The organism is Streptomyces sp. NBC_00029 (assembly GCF_045160505.1).
Classification (GTDB): Bacteria; Actinomycetota; Actinomycetes; order Streptomycetales; family Streptomycetaceae; genus Streptomyces.
In genome coordinates, this window is sequence record NZ_CP108292.1 from 7,729,736 (window position 1) to 7,751,079 (window position 21,344).

Sequence of the window (21,344 nt, forward strand, 5' to 3'; positions counted from 1 at the left end):
GGAACCGTGGAAAGCACATTCCGCACCCCGGACACAAGCACGGTGGTCGTAGGCGTGGACGGCTCGGATACGGCCCGCGCCGCCGCCATGTGGGCAGCGGAGGAGGCCGTACGCCGCGATCGCCCCCTGCACATCGTCTACGGGGCCGACACCGACGGCAGGACCCTCTACCTGTCGGCGGAGACCGTCGAACGGGTCCGCGCCAACGGCCGGCAGCTCTTGGACGACACGGCGAAGGCTGTGGCGGACGAGTACCCCGGTCTGCACGTGAGCACGGAATTCAGCCGCGCGGACGCCGCCCACAGCCTGCACCGGGCCGGAGCCCTGCACGGCACGATCGTGGTGGGCAACCGCGGCCTGGGCGGCTTCAGCTCCCTCATGCTCGGCTCGGTCGGCCTGGACGTTGCTGCTGCCGCCATGACCCCGGTCATCGTCGTCCGCGGCATCGACGGGGCAGAGGAGACCGGCACCGTGCTCGCCGCCGTCCGTGACGAGCACGACCTCCTGCACGCCCGGTACGCCGCGCGCGAGGCCGAACTGCGCAAGGGATCCCTCCGGCTCCTGCACGTGTGGAACGTGCTGGAGTCCGTCGGCGAGGTGGTCGGCATGCTCGACGGCATCGACGAGATCGCCAGTGCGCACGCCGACGCCCTGCGGGCCGTCACGGACGCGGTGTGCCAGGAGTTCCCCGATCTCGAAGTGCGGGCCGACGCCGAGAAGAGCACCTCCGTCGCCGGCGTCCTGGTCGAGGCCTCCCGCGACGCCGACCTGCTCGTCATGGGCGGCCGCCGTGTCCCCACCGCCCTCGGACTCGCCCGCGACCTGGGCAGGGCCACGCACAGCGTGCTGCACCACGCGCACTGCCCCGTCCTCCTGATCCCCCGGACCGGCAGCGACTTCGGGAGCCGGTCATGACCGGCCACCCAGGCCGTGACATCGTCGTCGGGATCGATCCGGTCAGGGACTGGCACCTGCCCCTGGCCTGGGCCGCCGACGAGGCGCAACGCCGCCGGCTCCCCCTGCGTCCGGTGCTCGCGGTGCCGCCCCGGCACGACACTCACCACGTCGACGACACACCCGGCAGGACAGCCCTGCGGCGGGCGGGGGCCGACCGGCTCGAACAGGCCTGCAGCTGGGTACGCGACCGGCATCCGGAGGTGGATGTCACCGGTGATCTGCTGGGAGGGTCTCCCGCCCCTGTCCTGGGCGGGGTGGCCGAGGAAGCGCGCTTGATCGTGCTCGGCTGCCGGCACCTGAACCGCACCGCGGAGTTCTTCAGCGCCGGATCCATCACGGTCCCCGTGAGCGCCCAGGCCCGCTGTCCCGTCGTCGTCGTGGGCGACGCGGAGCACATCAGCCAGCAGCCGCCGTACGTCGTCGCGGGCATCGACGGCAGCGCGTCCGCCACGGCTGCGGTGGCGTTCGCCTTCGACGAAGCCGATCTGCGCGGGGCCGGGCTCCGGGTCGTCTGCGTCCGGCAGCGGCCGGTGTTCATGCCGGACGACGAGGAGGTGGCTCTGCGGGCTCAGCGCAGCATGCTCTCCGAGGCCACCGCCGGCCTGTCGGACAAGTATCCGGACGTGCACGTCACCCACGAGGTCCTGACCGGCCACCCCGTCGAGGAGCTGGCACGCGCGGCCGAGCATGCCCTGGCCGTCATCGTGGGCCGACGTGGTCGTGGCGGATACACCGGCATGCGGCTCGGTTCCGTCGTCCACGGCCTCCTGCACCGGGCGCACTGCCCGGTGATCACCGTACCGACGGAGTGAAGCCCGCCGTGAGCAGTCGCACGAGTGGAACCGCCCCGGCCGACTCCGCTTCACCAGAGGTCCGGGTCTTCGCCCGGACCGACCCGCAGCAGAAGCTGGACATCGTCCACGCCATCCATGCACCGCCCGCCCCGCCCCCCGGGACGGCGTTCAGCCTGATCACCGGCGTCGTCGCGCGCGCCATGGACCTGCCCCGGCAGAGGAGGCCCTTCGGGTGGACCCACCGTCGGGGCACCGGGCCGTGACGGCGAGGGTGCTGGTCGGACACCGGCCGCACCACCGTGTTCCTCCCCGGCCCCGACGCCCACGTCCGTCATCCGCACGCCGGGTTGAACCGGTCCCGCCGTATGCAGCAGTAGCACCTCTGCGGGAGGGAGCTCCGCTCCTGCCGGGACTACGGTGAAGGAGGTGGTCCTCCACCGTTCCTGTCGGCCGGAGGTGTGACATGTGCGCAGACGGCCGGCCCGCGCAGGGCGGCGTGCCACGGCTGCGGCTGGACGAGCTGCTCGACGAGCTCCAGGTACGCATGGACGAGGTCCGGGGCACCCGCGACCGGCTGAACGGCCTGCTCGAGGCCGTCATGTCGGTCGGCCGCGAGCTGGACCTGCCCCAGGTCCTGCGCGGCATCGTCGAGGCCGCCGTCGTCCTGGTCGACGCCGAGTACGGCGCCCTCGGCGTCATCGGCGACGACCGCAAGCTGGCGGAGTTCCTGCCCGTCGGCATCACGGACGACCTCCGCGCACAGATCGGCGACCTGCCCTCCGGCCACGGCATCCTCGGCGAACTGATCCGGCACCCGGAAACCCTGCGGCTGTCCGAGCTGTCCGATCACCCCGCCTCCTACGGCTTCCCGGCGCACCACCCGCCGATGCACTCCTTCCTCGGCGTCCCCATCCGGGTACGCGAGGACGTCTTCGGCAACCTCTACCTCACCGAAAAGCGCGGCGGCGTCGCCTTCGACGAGGAGGACGAGGCGGTCCTGTCCACCCTCGCCGTCGCCGCCGGCATCGCCATCGAGAACGCCCGCCTCTTCGAGGAGGTCCGCCTGCGCGAGCGCTGGCTGGCCGCCAGCTCGGACATCACCAGCGCTCTGCTCTCCGGCGCCCCCCAGGACGACGTCCTCGAAGGCATGCTGGAGCGGGCCAAGGACATCACCAGAGCGGACATGGGTGTCTTCTACCTGCTCGGACCATCCGGAGAACTGCGCGGCTCCCTGGCGCTGGGGGACGGCGCCGAAGCACACCGGGGCATCATCCTGGCGAGCACCGCCGGGACCCTGGCCGAGGCCGCCGTGGCGAGGGACGGTCTGATCAGGGTCGCGGACGTGGCGACCGACCCGCGCGTCACCGTCCAGCCGGAGCGGTGGACGGGGTTCGGCCCGGCCGTCGCCGTCACCGTCGGCACCAAGGAAAAGCTCAGCGGAATCCTGGTCCTGGCCCGGCGCCACGGACTCGCGGGGTTCGCCACCGCCGAAGTCGCAGCCCTACCCGGATTCGCGAGCCAGGCGGCCCTCGCCCTCGAACTGGCGCAGCGGCGCCGCGACGCCGAGCAGATGAGCTTGCTCGAAGACCATGACCGCATCGCCCGCGACCTCCACGACCTGGCCATCCAGCGCCTCTTCGCCACCGGCATGACTCTCCAGAGTGCCCAGCGCTTCGTCGACCACCCCCAGGCAGCCGAGCGCCTCGCCCGCGCCATCGACGACCTGGACGCCACCATCAAGATCATTCGTTCGACCATCTTCGGACTCCGCGATCACGAGGCGCCCGGCGCGAAACCCAAGCTGCGCTCCCGCACGGCCCAGGCCGTGGACGAAGCCGCCGCGGCCCTCGGATTCGCCCCGGCCCTGCGGATGGAGGGGCTCATCGACACCGACGTACCGTCCGCAGTCGCCGACGAGGTCCTCGCCGTACTCGGAGAGGCCCTGACGAATGTCGCCCGCCACGCCGAGGCCACCCGTGCGGAGGTTTCGATCGTCGCGGCCGACGGCGTCCTCACCGTCACCGTGGCCGACAACGGCGTCGGCCTGCGCGAAGGCGGCCGGCGCAGCGGCCTGAGCAATCTCGCGGAACGCGCCGACAGGCTCGGCGGCAGCATGAAGGTCAGCTCACAGGTGGCCGACGAGTCGGGTACCCGCCTTGAGTGGTGGGTACCGCTCGCGTCACCACCTGCGTGACCGAAGGAGGCAGCCTGTTCGTGGCCTGCCGAACGCAGGGCGCCCAGCACGTCTCGGGGCTCGGTCGGCGAGGACGCGGAGAGTCCGCGCGGATTCATACGGGCGGCGGCCCGACGGTGCCCTGAGGGCTTGGAGGCTCCTCGAGAGCGCTCCGGGCGACGGAGATCCGGGGCAGTCGGCCCTTGGAGGGCCGAGCGGACCTGCGCGAAGGGACCATATGGCCCTCCTGTGCGGTGCGGCCCCTGCTCGGCAGGACGACGAGCAGGGGCCGGTACGCAGTCCAGCTGCGAGGTGATCCGTGGCTAGTGCTGCGGGGGCGGCGCCCCGTCGCCTGGGTGTCCTTGATCGTGGACCTGTGCGGCGATGACGGCTGCCTGGACCCGCCGTTCGACCCCCAGTTTGGCCAGCAGCCGGGAGATGTGGTTCTTGACGGTCTTCTCCGACAAGTAGAGCCGCTTGGCGATCTGGCGGTTGGTGAGGCCGTCGCCGATCAGTTCGAGGACGGCGCGCTCCCGCTCGGAGAGGGCGGCCAGGCGGGTGTCCTCGGGAGCCTTCGCGGCTTCGGGATCGCGCAGGGAGTGCATCAGGCGAGCGGTCGTGGCCGGATCGAGCATGGACTGCCCTGTGGCCACCGTACGAATCGCGGAGACCAGGTCGGACCCCTTGATCTGCTTCAGCACATACCCGGCGGCCCCGGCCATGATCGCGTCCAGCAGGGCGTCCTCGTCGTCGAACGACGTCAGCATCAGGCAGGCCAGGTCGGGCATCCGGGAGCGCAGCTCCCGGCAGACAGCGATTCCGTCACTGTCGGGCAGTCGTACGTCGAGGACGGCGACGTCCGGGCGGAGTGCCGGCCCGCGGGCCAGGGCCTGCTCTGCCGTGCCCGCCTCGCCCACCACGGTGATGTCCTCCTCGGCATCGAGAAGGTCCCGCAACCCGCGCCGGACCACCTCGTGATCGTCGAGGAGGAACACCTTGACGGGGGCCTCCGCGGAGGCGCTCGGTACGTCGGACATGTTCGCCGCCTGATCCGGATGACGCTGCGCATGCTTCCACCCGGATTGTCTCAGGACGGGGTCGTATGTACCCGCCAGGCCGGCGAGGTCACCCCGTCGAGTTCCATCTGTACGTCGACGACCCCCTCGACGCCGCGGATCGCCCGGGCCAGGAGCGGGACCAGAGCCCGGTCCCGCAGCGGTCCCCGCAGGACGACGACGCCGTCCTGCACGGAGAGGTCCAAGCGCGCGCCCGGTGCGAGCTCGGCCAGCACGGACCGGCGGATTTCCTCCTCCAGCTCCTCGTCGGGACGCAGGAACACCTTCAAGAGGTCGCCGCGGCTGACGACGCCCTCCAGCAGGCCGAGCTCGTTCACCACCGGAAGGCGCTTGACGCCCTTGCGGGCCATGATGCGGGCGGCTTCCGTGACGGTGGCGTGGGCGTGGACGGTGACTGCCGGGCTCGACATCAACTCCTCGGCGAGCACGCCGGCGGCCTTGGAGGCTTCGTCCAGCTGGTCCGGCAGAACGGGCTCCTCGCGGCGGAACTCCTCCTTGGGCAGGAGGTCCGCTTCGGAGACGACCCCGACGACGCGACCCTCGCCCTCCAGGACGGGGACGGCGCTGACCTTCCATGCGTTCAGCAGTTCGACGATCTCCTTGTAGGACGCCTCACGGCCGATGGCGATGGCGGTGTGCGTCATGACGTCACTGACGGTGGACTGAGAGGCGGGCATGACCGGCTCCTTCGCCGTGGTCGGTCCGTAGGGTCCTGACAATTCCAGTGTCGGCATTCGGACCTGCGCGTCGGCAGGGTCCCTGTGGGCCGAGGCGGGGACCGACCGGCCCTTGGCCGGTCCGTTCGGCACCGCCCGGCGCGCGCTCAGTACGGCCAGGACCAGTCCGCGGCCTCCGGCAGGCCGGTGCCGTGCTCGCGGATCCAGCCGTGGTGGCGGATGCGCCGGTCGGCCATGGCCCGGCGCAAGGCCTCGGCGCGGCCGGCGAGGCCGGGAACGCGGTCGATGACGTCCATGACGAGCCGGTGGATGAGCCACGGGTAGCCGTGGTAGGCGAAGACCACCGGCCTGTCGGTCGTGAAGAGCGCGTCGTGCTCGGCACTAGCCAGTCGAAGCGGGACTGCTCGCCGGCGACGATCACATTGACCGGGTCGCGGCTTCGCAGGGCGTGATCGGCCACGGCGTGCGCGTCGAGCGCGGGCAGCGGCGGAGGCCGCAGCAGACGGCCTCCGTTCGCGTACGGCACGGCGGCCGGGCGGCGCCCGCCCTCCGGGACACAGGCCAGGACCTGCGCCGTCGGGCGGCCGTCGGCGTCGAAGAGCTCCTCCGGCCGGTGCGTGTGCACCAGGTTCAGGCCGGGGGAGGTGCCCCCATGGCCGAGCAGCCGCGGCTTGATGTGCTCCGGCCGAAGCGGTTCGGCCAGCAGGGGATGGCCCATGAGGTAGATCCGGCCGACAGCCAGGTAGTCGGCGGCGCGCCAGTGGGCATCCAGCTCCGAGATCGAATACGCGGTCAACGCGGTCATGTCCGCTCCTGCGTGCGGAGGTCCGGGACGTTCGTCGACCGAGCCGATACCGGCATCCTGCGCCGTGCCAGGGTGCCGCCGGCAGGGGAGGACCGTCCCTCGGAGAGGGACGATCGGCCCTTTTCCGCAGCTGCCCGGCCCGAGGAGGGTGAATCCCGGTGGCGCCCGGTCCTCCCCCGGCCGGCGCCACCGACCCTGCCGGTGACCCCGATGCCTCGCGCATCAGTACGGAGGACAGACCTGTGAAGCGCACCTTCGTCGTCGGAGTGGACGGTTCCCCCGAGAGCCGGGCCGCTGCCGACTGGGCCGCGCGGGAAGCCGTGCGCCGCGACATGCACGTGCACGTGGTCCACGCCTGGCTGTGGCAGCCGCTCGCCGTCCCGGTCGTCCAGGACCGCGGCACCGAGGCCCGCCGGGCCCAGGAGATCCTCGAGGAGACGGAGGCCGGGCTCACCCACCGCCATCCGCGGCTCTCGCTCTCCGCGGAAGTCGTGCCGGACGTCCCTGTGCCGGCCCTGCTGGGCGCCGCCAAGAACGCGGAGATGCTGGTGCTCGGCACCCGCGGGCACGGCGCGCTGGCAGGCTTCCTGCTGGGCTCCTACGGGCAGCAGCTGATCGCCTCCGCCGAGTGCCCCGTCGTCTCCGTCCGGGCCCGGGACGGCAGGACGGTGTCCGGGGGAGCCGAGGGCGAGGTCGTCGTCGGGCAGCAGGGCGGTGTGGAGGAGTCCGCCGAGGTACTGCGCTTCGCCTTCGAGGCGGCCGCGGCGCGCAGAGTCCCGCTCCGCGCGGTCCGGGCCTGGAGCCTGCCCCCGGTCTACGGCTACAGCCCCGGCTCGATGTGGATCGCCCAGCAGTTCGGCGGGCTGGAGCCGTTCGAGACGGCCGCCCTGGATCAGGCGCTGGAGCCGTGGCGGCTGAGGTTCCCCGAGGTGGAGGTCGTCGCGCACGTGGAGCGGGGCAGCGCCGGCCACGTGCTGCTGTCCGAAGCGTCGGACGCCCGGCTGGTCGTCGTCGGCCGCCGGGTCCGGGAGTCGGCGGTGGGCGCGCGGATCGGGTCGGTGGCCCACGCCGTGCTCCACCACGCGGCCTGCCCCGTTGCCGTCGTCCCGCACCGCTGACCACCGGGCCGACGGCGGGCGAACGACGGAGCCGGGGACGCGGTCGTAGGGCGTGCCCCGCCCTTCCCGCGGACGGCTCCTACTCCGCGGCAGGGGCCGGGTGCCGGCCGGGCCGGGTCAGCGCGTGGCTGGCGATCACCGCGGCCTGGACGCGCCGCTCCACGCCGAGTTTGATGAAGAGCCGCGAGATGATGTTCTTGACGGTCTTCTCCGCGAGGTGCAGTTGCTTGCCGATCTCCCGGTTGGTGAGACCCTCACTGACCATGAGGAGGATCTCCTTCTCCCGGTCCGTGAAGCCCGGGAGCCCCGGTACGTGCTCCTCCTCGGGAACGTCGCCGCGCAAGCGGGCCATCAGCCGCGTGGTGGCGCCGGGGTCGAGCATCGACTGGCCGGAGGCCACCGTCCGGACGGCGGTCACCAGGTCGGTGCCGGTGATCTGCTTCAGGACGTAGCCGGAGGCCCCTGCCATCACGGCGTCCAGGAGTGCCTCCTCGTCGTCGAACGACGTGAGCATCAGGCAGGCCAGCTCGGGCATCCGTGAGCGCAGCTCCCGGCAGACGCTGACCCCGTCGCCGTCCTGGAGCCGTACGTCCAGGATCGCGACCCGGGGGCGCAGTGCGGGGATGCGGATCAGCGCCTGTTCCGCCGTGCCCGCTTCACCGACCACGGTGAGGTCGGGCTCGGCGTCCAGCAGGTCGTGGACCCCCCGGCGGACGACTTCGTGATCGTCGAGGAGAAAGACGCTGATGGGCTCCGTCGCGGGGGAGGGGGCACTGCTGCCGGTCATGACGCAACTCCTTCGCCTGGGTTCGTCCTGGGCACACGAACACCGGCATCCTGCCTTCTCCACGGGCCGAACGGACAGGGCCGATCGGCCCCTCAACGGTGGGGCTGCCCGCGCGGCGGTTACCGGGCGGCCTCGTGAGAAAGGGACCTTCGGCCCTGTCCGGAGGGCCTGCCGGGCCTTCCGGAGTGCACTCGCCCCCCGATGAACTGATGGCGGACGGGGAACGGCGCGACTCGACGGAGCCGCACGCAGCGCGGAGGACGTCATGACGACCGCCTTGATCGACCTGAAGACCGTGGCCCAGGACGACCGCGGCCTGAGAATCGCCCTGGCCGGAGAGCTCGACTTCTACACGGCGGAGCAAGTGGGGCCGCGCCTGCGCGAACTCGCCCGATCCGGCCACCGGAACATCATCCTGGACCTGTGCGACCTCTCCTTCTGCGACAGTGCGGGCATCGACCTCTTCATCGGTCTGCACCGCCGCTGTCGTGCGGAGGGAACGCGGCTCCTGCTGTGCGATGTGCCGCCCTTGGTGGTGAGGTCCATGCGGGTGCTCGCCGCAGACCGCGACCTGCAGCTCGTCGCTTCGTGAGGTGTACGCCATGGATCAGGAAGCCATACAGGGACCCGGCGGTCGGTTCGTCGGGACGACGGCCGCCCGGCACATGCGGGAGCTGGACAGGGCCGAGGCCCTGCGGCTGCTCACGACGGTGTCCTTGGGGCGCATCGTCTTCACGCACCACGCGCTGCCCGCCGTCCGTCCGGTGAACCATCTCGTCGTGGGCGAGGACATCATCATCCGGATCCATGAGGACGGGGCACTGGGCTCTCTGGCGGCGCCCTACGACGCCCCCGGTGTGGTGGTGGCCTACGAAGCGGACGTCATCGATCCCGTCACGCACCTCGGCTGGAGCGTCGTCGTCACCGGTTACGCGAGGGTGGTGGCCGACACCGAAGAGGCGGACCGGTACGCGCACCTGCTGTGTCCCTGGGTGACGCACCCGATGACCGGCGCCCTGCGGATCCGCCCTGATCTTGTCACCGGGTTCCGGCTGGAGGCGGACCCGACGCGGCCCGTGCCGGCGGTCCGGAGCTGACCCCCTCGCCCCCGTTCTCAGCTCCCCGTGGGCAGAGGTGCCCGCCAGACGAGCCTGGTGCCACCCTCGTCGGGCCTCTCGTGGGTGAAGGACCCGCCCAGGCCCTGCGCCCGCTCGTCGAGGTTGCGCAGGCCGCTCCTGCGCCCCTGGGCCGCCATGCCCTTCCCGTTGTCCGAGACGGTCAGCAAGACCTCACCCCGCCCGGCCTTGAGGGTCACGCCGACCCGGGTCGCCTGTGCGTGGCGGGCCGCGTTGCTGAGGAGTTCGCCCAGTACCGCCATCACGTGGTCGGCGATCTGCGGCGGAACGTCGGTGTCGAGCAGACCCTCCATGCTCAGACGTGGCGGGTGACCGAGGGTGGTGGCCGCGTCGCCGACGGCGCGGGCGGCGCGTGCCCGCAGGCCGGGGCCGCTCTCGCGGTCCTTGGTGCGCAGCCCGAAGATCGTCGACCGGATGATCTTGATCGTCTCGTCCAGGTCGTCGACCGCCCGGCCGACCCTGTCGGCGGCCCCCTCGTGCTCGACGAGACGAGCGGCACTCTGCAAGGTCATGCCGGTGGCGAAGAGCCGCTGAATGGCCAGGTCGTGCAGGTCACGGGCGATCCGGTCGCGCTCCTCCAGCAGTGCTATCTGCTCGGCGTCCCGGCGCCGCTCCGCCAGCTCCAGGGCAAGTGTGGCCTGACCTGCGAAGGCGACGAGGGGCTCCAGCTCTCCCTCGCCGAACACCGGTTCTCCCGCCGCGCGGGCGAGCAGCAGGACGCCCCTGCTCTCGCCGGCCGCGGTGCCCAACGGGACGGCCACTGCGGGCCCCAGTCCGTCCTGCACCTGGGCCTCGGCCGGGTAGCGTGCGTCGGCCGGGGCCAGCACGGCCGTCACGGGCCTGCCGGCCGCGTGCGCGGCTCCGGAGAGCGTGCCGGCGAAGGGGACGACGAGGCCTTGCCGCGCGCGTGCGTCCGCACCGACGGCGAACTCCACGACCAGGCCGTCGATACCGGCCACGGGCATGGCGATGTCCGCGAGGCGTGCCGCGGTGATCTCCTGTGCGCGGCGGGCGATGAGCTCCAGCACCGCCGGGCGGGAGCTGCCGGACAGCAGGCTTTCGGTGATTTCCGCATTGGCCCTGAGCCATCGCTGCTGGCGCTGCGCGCCTTCGTAGAGCCGCGCGTTGTCGATCGCCACGCCCGCCGCCACCGAGAGGGTGGAGATCACTGCCTCGTCCTCGGTGTCGAAGTCGATCCCGCCGCGCTTGTCGGTCAGGTAGAGGTTGCCGAACACCTCGTCGCGGACCCGGATCGGCACACCGAGGAAGGTGCGCATGGGCGGGTGATGGGCCGGAAAGCCGTGGGAAGAGGAGTGCGCGCCGAGATCGGTCAGGCGCAGTGGCTCCGGGTGGTGGATGACCTCCCCGAGCAGGCCGTGGCCGGCCGGCAGGGGACCGATCTCGGTGATCTCCTCATCCATGAGTCCCACGGTCAGGAACTGCGAGAGCGTGCGGCCGTCGGGGCCGATCACTCCCAGCGCGCCGTATTCGGCGTCGACGAGCAGCGCGGCCGCCTCCACGATCCGCCGGAGCACCTGGGCGAGATCCAGCTCCCGCCCCACCGACACCACGGCCTCCAGGAGGCTGTGCACCCGGTCGCGGGTGCCGCGTACTTCGTCGATGCGCACCTGGAGTTCGTCCAGCAGTTCGTCCAGCCGCATCCGCGGTACCCGGGTCAACGGATCCCCCACACCCACGCGCTTCCCCTCCTACGGCCCGCTCGGTTGCCCGATCCACGGTCAGCGTATCGACACGCCCGGGCCCGATGGGCGTCGTTGCGCGCGGATGCCCGCCGTGACTGACTTTGATCGAAGCGCCGGACGACGACGGGGAGGATGCGCCATGAGCCTGAAGAAGGCCGTCTACGAGGACGAGCTGCTGCGGCTCCAGACGGAGCTGATCAAACTCCAGGAGTGGGTGCGTGCGGAGGGTGCTCGGCTCGTGGTCGTCTTCGAGGGCCGCGACGCGGCGGGCAAGGGAGGAACGATCAAGCGTGTCACGGAGCACCTCAACCCCCGTGTCGCACGCATCGCGGCCCTGCCCACGCCGACGGAGCGGGAGCGCAGCCAGTGGTACTTCCAGCGCTACGTCGAGCACCTGCCCGCCGCCGGTGAGATCGTCCTGTTCGACCGCAGCTGGTACAACCGCGCCGGAGTCGAGCACGTCATGGGCTTCTGCACACCGGCGGAACACCGGCTCTTCCTGCGTCAGTGTCCGCTCTTCGAGCGCATGCTCGTCGAAGACGGGATCCTGCTCCGCAAGTACTGGTTCTCCGTCAGCGACGCAGTGCAGGAGGAGCGGTTCCGCGCCCGGGCACAGGACCCGCTGCGGCGCTGGAAGCTCTCCCCGATGGACCTGGAGTCCCTCACGCGCTGGGAGGCGTACTCGCGGGCCAAGGACGAAATGCTCGTCCACACCGACACGGTGGACGCCCCCTGGTACGTGGTCGAGAGCGACGACAAGCGCAGCGCGAGACTCAACATGATCGCCCACCTGCTGTCCTCGCTTCCCTACGCGGACGTGGCCCTGCCGTCGCTCACCATGCCGCCCCGTCCTCCTTCCTCGGGATACCAGCGACCTCCCAAGGACCTCCAGAACGCCGTCCCCGACCACGCGTCCACGCTCGGGAACGACTGAAGCGCGGCAGATGCCGACGCGGAGTTGCCAAGTGCACCGTCAGCGGGGAGCCCGGTGTCCGCACGTGGGAGGCCGTCCCCGCTGCCTCCCGGTCTCAGGGGGTACCGCCGGGCGTGGCTCGGTCGGGGTACTGGCCGGGGTCAAACAGGAACTCCGCGAGGACCAGGACGCTTACGGTCTGAGCGCTTCGGTGGGCGTCGACCGCATCTACCCGACCCTGCCCACCGCTCCGGAGGCTTACCGGGCATGGAGCCGCCGGGGGGGCGGGGTCCGAGGCGGAATGAGCAGGACCTGCTGTCCCGGAGAAGGGCCGTCCGGCCCTGCTGGTGACTGAGCCGGGAAGCGCAGTGCGGGAGAGGAGGGGCCGCACACCGCAGCTGAAGCGGCCCTGGCTCCCGGGCCAGCGATGACAGGACCACGGGCGGGCGGTGTCAGTCTGCTGCACTATCCTTCCCGCCACCGCACACCGACTGCAAGGACCAAGAGAATTGACCGGCCTGTCTGCTTTTCCGCTGCCCTTTACTGCGTCCCGTTCCATATCGTTTGCGAAACCCCGGACCCTGCGGGAACTCGGGATCATGCAGTGCAGCGCGCACCTCAGGGCGAAGCCGGGGTGGTTCGACAAGATGAACGACGCCGACATCGTGGCCCGGTGGACGCAGGAGGCGCTCGCCCAGGGCCTCACCGAAGCGCAGCTTCGCTACGTCTTTGCCGAACTCGGGCACTACGCCGCGCTGCGGGACGGACGAACGGGCATCGAGGTGTCCGCCGTTGACGGGGTGTGGCAGTCGGACGCACTGGTCGACGACACGCTCAGGTTCCGGCTGCGCGAGGCGGTCCGGGTTCTGGAAGAGGTGCCCGAAGAGGAACAGGACTGGCACCCCGGATCGGACGGCCAGGTTCTGGATCTGGTTCATCCCTCGATGTTCTGCCTGGTGAGGGAGGCGAGCGGCGCACCGGAGCGGGCCTGGCAGAATCCGACGACCCGCTACTCGAAGTACGAGTTCTCGGAGAGGTTCCAGTGGCTGCCCACGGACGTGGACGTCAGTGACGACGGCGATGTCGCCTTCCGCTCGTATGTCAACAACGTCCATCCCGAGACGCATCACGAACTGCATTCCGTCCTGCCGGACTTGTTCGCACGGATGCTCCCGCTGTGGGAGAAGGTGCTCACGGATCTGCGTCATCCGCGGCCCCTGCGGATCGAGGCCGATCCCTACGGGTGGTACGACTCGAAACCGGAGTATCCGAACAAGTCCTCGTACAGCGATCCCGCGGCCCACCAGGAAGCCCTCCGTGCGTGGGAATCCGCCCACGAAGAATGGTGGGAGAACCGCCGCCCGGTCATCCCGGAGGCCCCGGAGTTCACCGTGCCCGAGGCGCCCGACGAATCCGCCCGGGTCGACCTGCGTGGCCGCCGCCTTCAGGTCATCGTCAAGCTCGCCACCATCCACCTGACCCCGGACAAGCCCGAGTACGCCGGTGGTTCCTGGCACGTCGAGGGCATGCTGAACGAGCGGATCGTCTCGACCGGCATCTACTACTGGGACAGCGAGAACATCACCGAAAGCCGGCTGAGTTTCCGGGCGGCACTCGACGACCCGGACTACGAGCAGAACGACGACGACGGGCTGCGTGAGGTCTACGGCCTGGAGGACGAGGACGCGCTGAACCAGATGCTGGGATCGGCATCGACGCCGGCGGGCCGCTGCCTGGCGTTCCCGAACATTCTGCAGCACCGCGTCGGCGACTTCCGCCTCGCGGACCCCACCCGCCCGGGATACCGCAAGATCCTCGCGTTCTTCCTGGTCGACCCGTCGGAGACCATCGTCTCGACGTCCGACGTGCCTCCGCAGCAACCGTGGTCCGACACCTCGACCATGACGCTTGAACAGGCCGCGGTCTACCGCGAACAACTCATGCAGGAACGCAAGTTCTTCGTCGCCGAACACAACGAGCAGCTCTACGAGCGGGAATTCTCCCTCTGCGAGCACTGAACCTCGCGGCCTGGCGCAGGGCTTCGGCGGGGTGACCCGCGAGGGGGCGGCCGCGGCTTCGAGCTGCCGCCCCCCTCCCATGGATTCGGCTTCAGCCCATCCGGACACGTCCCGCCGGCCTCCGACACCCGGTCACCACCCGGTCCCCCCGCCGACGGGAGTCAGCGCCAGGCGGGATGCCCCTCGGTGGTGGCGCCGGTGGTGAGCGCGCGCTCGCCGGTCTTGTCCGCGCGCACGGCCCAGATCACGGGCTTCTCGTACGGACCGCGGACGAAGGCCACCCACGTGCCGTCGACGGACCAGGCGGGGTCCATCTCATGGGCACTGGTGGCGACCAGTTCACGATCGTCACTGCCGTCGGCGCCCACGAGGCGGATGTCGCCCTGAGTGTTCGTGCCGTACGTCCCCGCCGTGTAGGCGAAGGTGGTGCCGTCGGGTGACCACACCGGGTCGAGTGCCGGATGGGGCAGCCGGGTCACCTGCTGTGGCGCCCGGTTCGGGTCGGCGGGGTCGACCACGTGGATCTGCCAGTTCCCGGGCCCCGTCTCCAGGCAGACCGCGATGCTCTTGCCGTCCGGCGACCACGCGGGATCCTCGACCTGGCCCCCGCCCGAAGTGAGCTGGCGAGCCGTGCCGTCGGCGACGCCGACCACGAACAGCTGCTGGACACCGTCCTTCTTGCGGAGCACGGCGAGCCGGCTGCCGTCCGGCGACCAGGACACCCTGCCGCCGACGATGGAGGTGATCCGCCGAGCGTTCGAACCGTCGGCACTGGCGGTCCAGACGGCCGTGCCCTCGGGCGTGCTGCGGGTGAACGCGAACGACCTGCGGTCGGGGGACCACTGGGGCAGGGTGTCGCATGCGCCTGCGCTCCCTGCGATGAGCCCCACGGGCTTCTCCGTCGCCGCGTCCCGGCGGGCGATGACGCCGTGGCACGTCCCGGGCCAGCCCGGGGCGGTGTCCTGCCGGATCAGCAGGGGATCGGCCGGGAACGGGGCAGGGACGGGGGCAGCGGCGGATCCGGTGGGCGTGGCGGCGCCGGACTTGGAACGGTCCTTGGCGGAGTCCCTCCAGGGCTGCCACACGTACAGGCCGACGACCGCGAGAGACGCCACGAGCACCGCCGCCACCACCGCGCGGCGCCGCCGCCGGGGCTTCTCCGCAACCGCCTGCGGCACCTGTGCGGGGGCGGGGGCGGGGGAGAGCCGCGCCGCGGGTCCCGTCACCGTGCGCGGCTGTTCCGTACGGGGCTCCGCGACGACGGGCGGGACGGCGTCCGGTTCCGCGAGGTCCTGCGCGGTGCCCGACGGGCCGTCCGGCCCGGTGGGACGCACCGCCGGTTCCGGGGCGGGAAGCAGCTGCGTCGCCGCCTCCGGCAGCCAGGAGCCACCGTCTGGGTGGCGGACGGTGAGGGTACCGAGGAAGGCGGCCGGTGTGGGCCGTGCCGCCGGATCCTTGGACAGGCAGGCGCCGATCGCTGCGCGGAGTTCACCGGGCACCGCGGCCAGGTCCGGCTCCTCGTAGACCACCTTGTAGTGCCTGGCCGCGGACGGGCCGTCGCCGAAGGGGGCGCCGCCCGCCGCCTGGGTGAGCACGACCCCCAGAGCGAACATGTCGACCGCGGGGGTGAGCACGCCACTGCCGGTGAGCTGCTCGGGTGCCAGGAATCCCGGCGTGCCGACCTGCAGGCCGGTCTGGGTCAGGGACGTTCCGTCCAGGGCGCGCGCGATGCCGAAATCGATGACACGCGGTCCGTCCTCCGCGACGATGATGTTCGCGGGCTTGAGATCGCGATGGATGACCCCCGCTCGGTGGATCGCCTCGAGCGCCTCGGCCAGGCCGGCGGCCAGCACGGTGAGCGTGTCCAGGGGCAGCGATCCGACGCGCGCGAGTACCGCTTGCAGGGTGGGACCGGGCACGAAGGCCGTCACCAGCCAGGCCGGCTCCCCCTCCGGGTCGGCGTCGACCACCGGCGCGGTGTGGAAGCCGCCGACCCTCCGCGCGGCCGCGACCTCGTCGGCGAACCTGCGCCGGAACCCGGGCTCGGTGCTCAGCTCGGGACGTACGACCTTGACGGCGACCGCACGGCCGGACCGGGAGCGGCCCAGGTAGACCACGCCCATGCCGCCCTGGCCGAGCCGTCCCACCAGCCGGTAGCGGCCCTCGCCGAGCGAGGTGGGATCGCCCGTTTCGAGCGGCTTCATAGGTCCCCCGTTTCACACCTTGCGCGATGAACAGCCTCTCCCTACCTGTCGTGCCGACCACCAGTCAAGCGGAGCCCTTGCGGAGACCCGGCCGGCGTGCCTCCGAGAGCCTGTCCTCCTGGTCGGCCGGGGGCGGGTGTCGGCGTGTGACCGGCGGGGTGGTGGCCGCGCCGGCAGCCGTTCTGGGGGGCGCGATGTCCCCCGGCCGCCGGGGCTGCGCCCAGCGCGAACCGGATGGCGCTGTGCGTGCGGGGGAGGGGCCGCGACGGCCCCCCGATCCCGGCTCCGCAACTCCCGCCGGTGCCCCTCAAGGAACGCGTCCAGGATGCGGGTCGGCCGCACGCGGCGCAGGACGGACGAGGACGTCCCAGGAGCAGCGGCGGCCAATGCCGAGCGGGGGGCCGGCCACTCCACGCGCACGGGCGTCTTCCTTCACACCGCACGCGCCCGACCCGGGAACTTCGAGCGCGAGAACGGGGACGACCCGTGAGGTAAAACCTGGTGGCCGCGCTTGCCGCGGCCACGTCCGTGACGGCCGTCCTGCTGGCCGGCCCTGTGACTCCCGCGAGTGCCTCGTCCGCGTACTGCAACCAGACGACGCCGAACAGCTCGATCCTCTTCTCCAAGGCGAGCACGGGTGTCCAAGGCCGAGGACGGCGGCGGCATCTCCTTCCGCAAGATCGGTACCAGCGGTATCCGGGACAAGGTGGGCCGGACCTCGGACAGCCTGTTCTTCTGCAAGAACAACGGCACCGCGTGGATCTCGACGCTCGTGAACGGCAACTACACCAACGTCGGCCCGCTGCCCCAGCCCTCCGGCTCGAGATTCCCTCGAGCCGGAGGGCCGGTCATGCCTGTTCCAGCACCCCGCGCAGGGCCTGTGCGAACGCCTCCGGCTCGCCGTGCTGGCCGTACTCGCCGCCCAGGAAGCCGCCGTGGTCGCCGGGGAACAGCGTCAGCTCGGTGCCCAGCTGCTCGGCGACGCCCACCGCGGCCCGCGCGGGGAACTGGCCCTCCGACTCCTTGCCGACCGCCACGACGATCCGTGTCTCCGCGGCGCGAAGCGCCTCGAATTCGGGCCGGTACGAGGTGCAGCCGCGCATGTTCTGCCCCAGCAGCGGGTCCCCGCGGGTGCCGTCGTCCTCGGTCGGCAGGCCGAAGGCCGCCGGCTCCGGCGCGGGCTCGTCCTGCCAGTCCGCAGGGAAGGGGCCCTTGCGGCTGGCCGCCGCGATGAACTTGGCCATCGCCGGGCCGGTGCCGGCGCGCAGGTAGGTGGCGTGGATGTCGGCGCACACCTCGAGTACCGCCTCCCGGTCCGGGAGGACCTGGGCCGCGGGCGGCTCGTGCGCGACGAGGGTGCGGACCAGATCCGGGTGGCGGGCGATCAGGGCCAGCGCGTTGACCGCGCCGCCACTGCTGGCGAACACGTCGACCGGGCCGGTTCCGGCAGCCTCGATCACCCGCCGGAGGTCCTCCGCGTGCTCCTGCGGCAGGTTCTCCGAGGCCCCGTCGGTACGGATGCTGCGGCCTGCGCCCCGCGGGTCGTACGTGAGCACGGTCCGGTCGGTGAAGTGCGAGGCCAGCGTGCCGAAGCCGGAGGCGTCCATGGGGGAGCCGATCAGGAACAGCGGCGTGGGCCGGACTCCGCCTGCCACCCCGGCATCCGCGGCACGTACGTCGTACGCGAGCGTGGCGCCGTCCGACTCCAAGGTGCGGGTCACGGTCTCGGTCATGGTGCTTCTCCTTCGGCTGTCGGGCCTTTCGTAGGTAAGACCGTCCCCGCGCACCGAACTCATCGGTGCTCCCGAAGCAATTTCTTCAGCCCGTGCCGAGGGTGACCGACACCTGTGAACGAAGGCCTGACCCGAGGGGCCCGGCCGGATGAGAGGATCGGCAGCACGTACGTCGGTCGGTGCCAGCGTTGCACAGGGCGAGGACGGTCCGGGCTGTGCCTGCGGGCTCGGTCTTCCGGGCCGGCCGTACCCCGACGCAGTGGGCGGTATCGATGCACGCGCGTCCGGGGGCGCCGGTCGTTCCGGAATACGCGCGGCGGGGGAGCAGGCCGGATTCGAACCGGCGTCCTCCCCTCTTGCCAAGAGGGCGCGTCTACCTCTGCGCTACAGCCCCCCGCCGCGGTACGCACACCCTATGGGTGCGGAACGGGATCCGCGTAACAGGTTTTCAGAGCTGTTGTCGGCCGTGCAGTGAACGGCAACGCCGCCTCCAGCATGGCTACGCGCTGCCCGCCCCTCGGGCACCCCGGGGCTGTCCTGCGGATCGGGATCCGCCTATCCTCCCCGTGATTCGGCACAGCGGACAGGAAGGGCGCGTGGATGAGTGCAGAGGGCAGTGGCGGCCGAACGCCGTGGAATCCGTACGGAGAAGGGCAGCCGCCCGTTGCGGGGTGGCCTCCGGCGGCTTCGGCTTCCGCTCCCGCGCGCCGACTGACCTTCGGGCGCCTGTTCAACCCGATCGCCGTGGGGCGCGCCGTGTTCACGCCGTCCCGGCCGGACCGTGTGCACGATCCGGTGGTGAAGAAGGTCCAGGTCCTGCGCACGCTCATCGGACTGGCCGCCCTCACCTGGATGTTGCTCTCCTACGGGGTGGTGCCGGACGCCGATGCCGTCGTCGACGACCGCTTCGCCCAGATCCGCACCACACTCATCGTGCTGGCGGTGACCTTCCCGGTCGCGGTCGCCGCGTTCATCGCGGCGGCCCGCCCGCCCCACCGGCGCATGTTCCTGCGGCGCGCGGTCAAGCCCGCCGGGGCGCTGCTCGTGCTGGTCGTCACGCTCGGTGCGCCGCGGCTGATCACCGGGCTCGGCTACGTGACCGAGGAAACGGACTGGACGTCTTCCGCGGGGCGGGTGGCCCTGCTGTTCGCCCTGGGTGCCTTCCTGTTGTGGCTCGCCCCCTTCGGCCTGTACGGCATCGGCCAGTCGCTGGTCCACGTATTCCGTACGGCGGACCTCCATGAGACGGTCCCGCCGCTCCTCGCGGCGCTCCTCGTATGGGAAGTGGCCCTCTTCGACATGATCCGGGGCACCTACGAAGGCGTGCCGTTCGCCGTCCGGATCGTCTTCATCCTCGGAGCGCCCCTGTCCGTCACCGCCGTGGCGATGTGGGAGCTGAGGCGGCTGCGCACACGGCACGGCATCACCCTGCGCGGAGCGCTGCTGCGCTGACCCGTCCCGGAGCGCACGCCGAACCAGGACGTCGAGCAGTTACCCGCTCCGACGGGCCCTGCACGCGCGGCAGTTCGCGACCGCGAGGGCGAGACCCAGGGGAACCAGCACGAAGAAGAAGAGCAGAACCGCAACCAAGTCGATGGCTGAGAAGTACACGTGACCCCCTTGAACGCGCTTGATCTGAACGCGTTCAAGATAACCTCTGGCCCGCCTTCTCGGAAAGGGGCGCCGAGGGTCCCCCTCGCTCACATCAAGCCGGCGATTCGCCCGAGCCGTGTCCGTGCCCGACCGGCGGGCGGCCGCGGCCCGTAGCGGGTACGTGTCCGGGTCCTCCGGTCCGCCGTTCCGTCGCCGCGTGAGGGGATGGCCCGATGAACGCTCGTGATCTCGCTCGCCGACTGCCGGATATCGCCTCCCTGCGAGACCTGTGCCGTTCGATGGCGATGCTGGACGCGATCCTCCAGCCCGGTGCACCGGAGCTGCGCCACCACCGGTTCGACGCCCACTGGTCCGCGACGCAGGAGCTGGCCTCGATGGAGAACGGCGGGGGAGACGCGTACTCCGTCGTCTTCTCGGCGGCCGGAGCGTACATCCGCGGATTCGACCACGCGTCCCCGATGAGCCCGTACGCGGGCGACGGGACGCCGTGGCCCGGTGTGGTCGACACCGTCCCGGAGGTGTTCCGGTCCTGCGTCGAGGATCCGGCGTTCCGGCGGGAGGGCATCCCGCACATCACCGTCTGCCTGTGGCGGGAGACCGCTGACGAGCAGTGGCGGACGGGAGAGGTCGATTCCGACGGCGGCCGTGCCGTTCCGGACGGATCCGACTGGCTTTTTCGCCGCCTGGTCGAGGGGACGCCAGAGAACTACCAGGCATGGGCCCAGAGGTACTACGGCAGACCGGTGCACCTGGACGCAGTCATCGACGTCTACCGGCTGCGGCCTCTCACGCCGGATGCGGTGGCTGCCCTGAATCCCGCCGTGACGCTGGCGCAGCTCGGTGACACCATCGCGTCGATCGGCTACCCGACCTGAGCGCGGCTCTCAGCGGGCCGCCCCGCACGTCTCCCGCTACCGGAACCGCTCCACGGGTGTACGCCTGCCGGCCCGGAAGTCGATCAGGGCGGCGCCGATGTCGAGCGCGGAGCCGGAGAAGAGCACCGACCGGTCGGCTGCCACGAGGATCGTCCCACCGCCCCGCGCGCGGTGCACGACAGCCACCGCGTCGTCCTCGGGCAGCAGCACGTGAGCGGTATCGGCTTCTGCGGCGATGCGACGGTGCAGCGCCTCCCCGAACTCGATGAGGCTCTGCTGCTCCGGCGTGGGCGCCAGGGCCTTTCCCGTGCTCCCTTCCGTCATTCCGCTGCCACCTCTCCACCGTGGACCGCCGCGAGCCCGGCGATCAGGTCCGCGTCGCGCATCCCGGGCAGGGCGTACCCTTCGGCCTCGTCCCACGGGACATCGAGGTCGTCCATGTGCACGCGCCACTCCGCATCCGGCGTGGCCCGGCGCAACTCCGTCATGCTGTCCAGCACATGGGCGATCACGGGCATCAGGCGACCGGGATCGCGTGGCATTTTGGTGGACCCGGCGACGATCTCGTGCGGCCCGGCCGTACGCCGGTCGTACAGGTACAGGCTTTCCTCGTCGTCGTACGGAAATGACGCCGCGTGCGCGGCGACGACGCGGGCGACGGAGGCCGACTCGGCCTCGGTCAGCGGTGTCGTGCGGTGCGCGCTGTAGTAGAGAGAGACGCTCATGACGGGAAGCGTATGACGGGGGTGTGACAGCCCGGG

General features: G+C 71.4%; 20 protein-coding genes, 1 tRNA gene and 1 pseudogene. 11 read left to right on the top strand and 11 right to left on the bottom strand.

What is annotated here, in order from left to right; all coding sequences use genetic code 11:
• The first annotated feature begins 6 nt into the window (after window positions 1–6).
• From OG753_RS35685 to OG753_RS35700, 4 genes are all read left to right on the top strand, one after another.
• Window positions 7–915 (top strand): universal stress protein, encoded by a 909-nt coding sequence (locus OG753_RS35685; protein WP_405791470.1) that lies wholly within the window; start codon window positions 7–9, stop codon window positions 913–915.
• A complete protein-coding gene (locus tag OG753_RS35690; protein WP_405791472.1) occupies window positions 912–1,769 on the top strand; it encodes a universal stress protein in 858 nt (285 codons plus the stop codon). The genes OG753_RS35685 and OG753_RS35690 overlap by 4 nt, the downstream gene beginning before the upstream one ends.
• A gap of 8 nt (window positions 1,770–1,777) precedes the next feature.
• Entirely contained in the window at window positions 1,778–2,014 is a 237-nt protein-coding gene (locus OG753_RS35695; RefSeq protein WP_405791474.1) for a hypothetical protein, read from the top strand.
• Between the two features lie 200 nt (window positions 2,015–2,214).
• Window positions 2,215–3,945, top strand: a complete 1,731-nt coding sequence (locus OG753_RS35700; RefSeq protein ID WP_405791476.1) for a GAF domain-containing protein — start codon at window positions 2,215–2,217, stop codon at window positions 3,943–3,945.
• A gap of 302 nt (window positions 3,946–4,247) precedes the next feature.
• On the opposite strand, the gene OG753_RS35705 is transcribed toward OG753_RS35700, so the two are convergent.
• The 4 genes and pseudogenes from OG753_RS35705 to OG753_RS35720 all read right to left on the bottom strand — a co-directional run.
• Window positions 4,248–4,961, bottom strand: coding sequence for a response regulator (locus tag OG753_RS35705; protein WP_405791478.1), 714 nt, complete (start codon window positions 4,959–4,961; stop codon window positions 4,248–4,250).
• Between the two features lie 50 nt (window positions 4,962–5,011).
• Window positions 5,012–5,677, bottom strand: a complete 666-nt coding sequence (locus OG753_RS35710) for a CBS domain-containing protein (protein ID WP_405791480.1) — start codon at window positions 5,675–5,677, stop codon at window positions 5,012–5,014.
• A 146-nt stretch (window positions 5,678–5,823) separates the two neighbouring features.
• On the bottom strand, window positions 5,824–6,237 hold the full coding sequence (locus tag OG753_RS35715) for a hypothetical protein (RefSeq protein ID WP_405792932.1): 414 nt from the start codon (window positions 6,235–6,237) through the stop codon (window positions 5,824–5,826).
• 53 nt (window positions 6,238–6,290) lie between these two features.
• Window positions 6,291–6,482 (bottom strand): annotated as a pseudogene (locus OG753_RS35720) (hypothetical protein); the annotation flags it as partial.
• Between the two features lie 242 nt (window positions 6,483–6,724).
• On the opposite strand from OG753_RS35720, the gene OG753_RS35725 reads away from it, so the two are divergent.
• Window positions 6,725–7,600, top strand: coding sequence for a universal stress protein (locus OG753_RS35725; RefSeq protein WP_405791482.1), 876 nt, complete (start codon window positions 6,725–6,727; stop codon window positions 7,598–7,600).
• A gap of 79 nt (window positions 7,601–7,679) precedes the next feature.
• On the opposite strand, the gene OG753_RS35730 is transcribed toward OG753_RS35725, so the two are convergent.
• Complete coding sequence (locus tag OG753_RS35730) at window positions 7,680–8,387, bottom strand: response regulator (RefSeq protein ID WP_405791484.1); 708 nt, start codon at window positions 8,385–8,387, stop codon at window positions 7,680–7,682.
• Window positions 8,388–8,652: 265 nt separating this feature from the next.
• On the opposite strand from OG753_RS35730, the gene OG753_RS35735 reads away from it, so the two are divergent.
• Both OG753_RS35735 and OG753_RS35740 read left to right on the top strand, forming a co-directional pair.
• Complete coding sequence (locus tag OG753_RS35735; RefSeq protein WP_405791486.1) at window positions 8,653–8,979, top strand: STAS domain-containing protein; 327 nt, start codon at window positions 8,653–8,655, stop codon at window positions 8,977–8,979.
• Window positions 8,980–8,989: 10 nt separating this feature from the next.
• Window positions 8,990–9,484 (top strand): pyridoxamine 5'-phosphate oxidase family protein, encoded by a 495-nt coding sequence (locus OG753_RS35740; protein WP_405791488.1) that lies wholly within the window; start codon window positions 8,990–8,992, stop codon window positions 9,482–9,484.
• A gap of 17 nt (window positions 9,485–9,501) precedes the next feature.
• On the opposite strand, the gene OG753_RS35745 is transcribed toward OG753_RS35740, so the two are convergent.
• Complete coding sequence (locus OG753_RS35745) at window positions 9,502–11,220, bottom strand: GAF domain-containing protein (RefSeq protein ID WP_405791490.1); 1,719 nt, start codon at window positions 11,218–11,220, stop codon at window positions 9,502–9,504.
• A 145-nt stretch (window positions 11,221–11,365) separates the two neighbouring features.
• On the opposite strand from OG753_RS35745, the gene ppk2 reads away from it, so the two are divergent.
• Window positions 11,366–12,160, top strand: a complete 795-nt coding sequence (gene ppk2 / locus OG753_RS35750; RefSeq protein WP_405791492.1) for a polyphosphate kinase 2 — start codon at window positions 11,366–11,368, stop codon at window positions 12,158–12,160.
• Window positions 12,161–12,648: 488 nt separating this feature from the next.
• Window positions 12,649–14,157 (top strand): DUF4246 domain-containing protein, encoded by a 1,509-nt coding sequence (locus OG753_RS35755; protein ID WP_405791494.1) that lies wholly within the window; start codon window positions 12,649–12,651, stop codon window positions 14,155–14,157.
• A gap of 161 nt (window positions 14,158–14,318) precedes the next feature.
• On the opposite strand, the gene OG753_RS35760 is transcribed toward OG753_RS35755, so the two are convergent.
• From OG753_RS35760 to OG753_RS35770, 3 genes are all read right to left on the bottom strand, one after another.
• A complete protein-coding gene (locus OG753_RS35760) occupies window positions 14,319–16,361 on the bottom strand; it encodes a protein kinase domain-containing protein (RefSeq protein ID WP_405791496.1) in 2,043 nt (680 codons plus the stop codon).
• An 848-nt stretch (window positions 16,362–17,209) separates the two neighbouring features.
• On the bottom strand, window positions 17,210–18,094 hold the full coding sequence (locus OG753_RS35765) for an alpha/beta fold hydrolase (RefSeq protein WP_405791498.1): 885 nt from the start codon (window positions 18,092–18,094) through the stop codon (window positions 17,210–17,212).
• Between the two features lie 320 nt (window positions 18,095–18,414).
• Window positions 18,415–18,488: transfer RNA gene (locus OG753_RS35770), tRNA-Ala, on the bottom strand.
• Window positions 18,489–18,892: 404 nt separating this feature from the next.
• Between OG753_RS35770 and OG753_RS35775 the strand changes: the two genes are divergently transcribed.
• Both OG753_RS35775 and OG753_RS35780 read left to right on the top strand, forming a co-directional pair.
• Window positions 18,893–19,546 carry a hypothetical protein gene (locus OG753_RS35775; protein WP_405791500.1) on the top strand — a complete coding sequence of 218 codons (654 nt, stop codon included), beginning with the start codon at window positions 18,893–18,895 and terminating at the stop codon, window positions 19,544–19,546.
• Window positions 19,547–19,920: 374 nt separating this feature from the next.
• Complete coding sequence (locus tag OG753_RS35780) at window positions 19,921–20,583, top strand: hypothetical protein (RefSeq protein WP_405791502.1); 663 nt, start codon at window positions 19,921–19,923, stop codon at window positions 20,581–20,583.
• A 36-nt stretch (window positions 20,584–20,619) separates the two neighbouring features.
• On the opposite strand, the gene OG753_RS35785 is transcribed toward OG753_RS35780, so the two are convergent.
• The gene (locus OG753_RS35785) at window positions 20,620–20,907 is read right to left on the bottom strand and encodes a hypothetical protein (protein WP_327265905.1); all 288 of its coding nucleotides are present in this window, start codon (window positions 20,905–20,907) and stop codon (window positions 20,620–20,622) included.
• On the bottom strand, window positions 20,904–21,308 hold the full coding sequence (locus OG753_RS35790; protein ID WP_405791504.1) for a hypothetical protein: 405 nt from the start codon (window positions 21,306–21,308) through the stop codon (window positions 20,904–20,906). The genes OG753_RS35785 and OG753_RS35790 overlap by 4 nt, the downstream gene beginning before the upstream one ends.
• Between the last annotated feature and the right edge of the window lie 36 nt (window positions 21,309–21,344).

Bases quoted from the DNA above. Each gene is read 5' to 3' on its own strand.
- OG753_RS35690 (WP_405791472.1), top strand. From the start codon at position 912: ATGACCGGCCACCCAGGCCGTGACATCGTCGTCGGGATCGATCCGGTC.
- OG753_RS35730 (WP_405791484.1), bottom strand. From the start codon at position 8,387: ATGACCGGCAGCAGTGCCCCCTCCCCCGCGACGGAGCCCATCAGCGTC.
- OG753_RS35710 (WP_405791480.1), bottom strand. From the start codon at position 5,677: ATGCCCGCCTCTCAGTCCACCGTCAGTGACGTCATGACGCACACCGCC.
- OG753_RS35785 (WP_327265905.1), bottom strand. From the start codon at position 20,907: ATGACGGAAGGGAGCACGGGAAAGGCCCTGGCGCCCACGCCGGAGCAG.
- OG753_RS35700 (WP_405791476.1), top strand. From the start codon at position 2,215: ATGTGCGCAGACGGCCGGCCCGCGCAGGGCGGCGTGCCACGGCTGCGG.
- OG753_RS35790 (WP_405791504.1), bottom strand. From the start codon at position 21,308: ATGAGCGTCTCTCTCTACTACAGCGCGCACCGCACGACACCGCTGACC.
- OG753_RS35780 (WP_405791502.1), top strand. From the start codon at position 19,921: ATGAACGCTCGTGATCTCGCTCGCCGACTGCCGGATATCGCCTCCCTG.
- ppk2 (WP_405791492.1), top strand. From the start codon at position 11,366: ATGAGCCTGAAGAAGGCCGTCTACGAGGACGAGCTGCTGCGGCTCCAG.
- OG753_RS35765 (WP_405791498.1), bottom strand. From the start codon at position 18,094: ATGACCGAGACCGTGACCCGCACCTTGGAGTCGGACGGCGCCACGCTC.
- OG753_RS35735 (WP_405791486.1), top strand. From the start codon at position 8,653: ATGACGACCGCCTTGATCGACCTGAAGACCGTGGCCCAGGACGACCGC.
- OG753_RS35740 (WP_405791488.1), top strand. From the start codon at position 8,990: ATGGATCAGGAAGCCATACAGGGACCCGGCGGTCGGTTCGTCGGGACG.
- OG753_RS35760 (WP_405791496.1), bottom strand. From the start codon at position 16,361: ATGAAGCCGCTCGAAACGGGCGATCCCACCTCGCTCGGCGAGGGCCGC.
- OG753_RS35705 (WP_405791478.1), bottom strand. From the start codon at position 4,961: ATGTCCGACGTACCGAGCGCCTCCGCGGAGGCCCCCGTCAAGGTGTTC.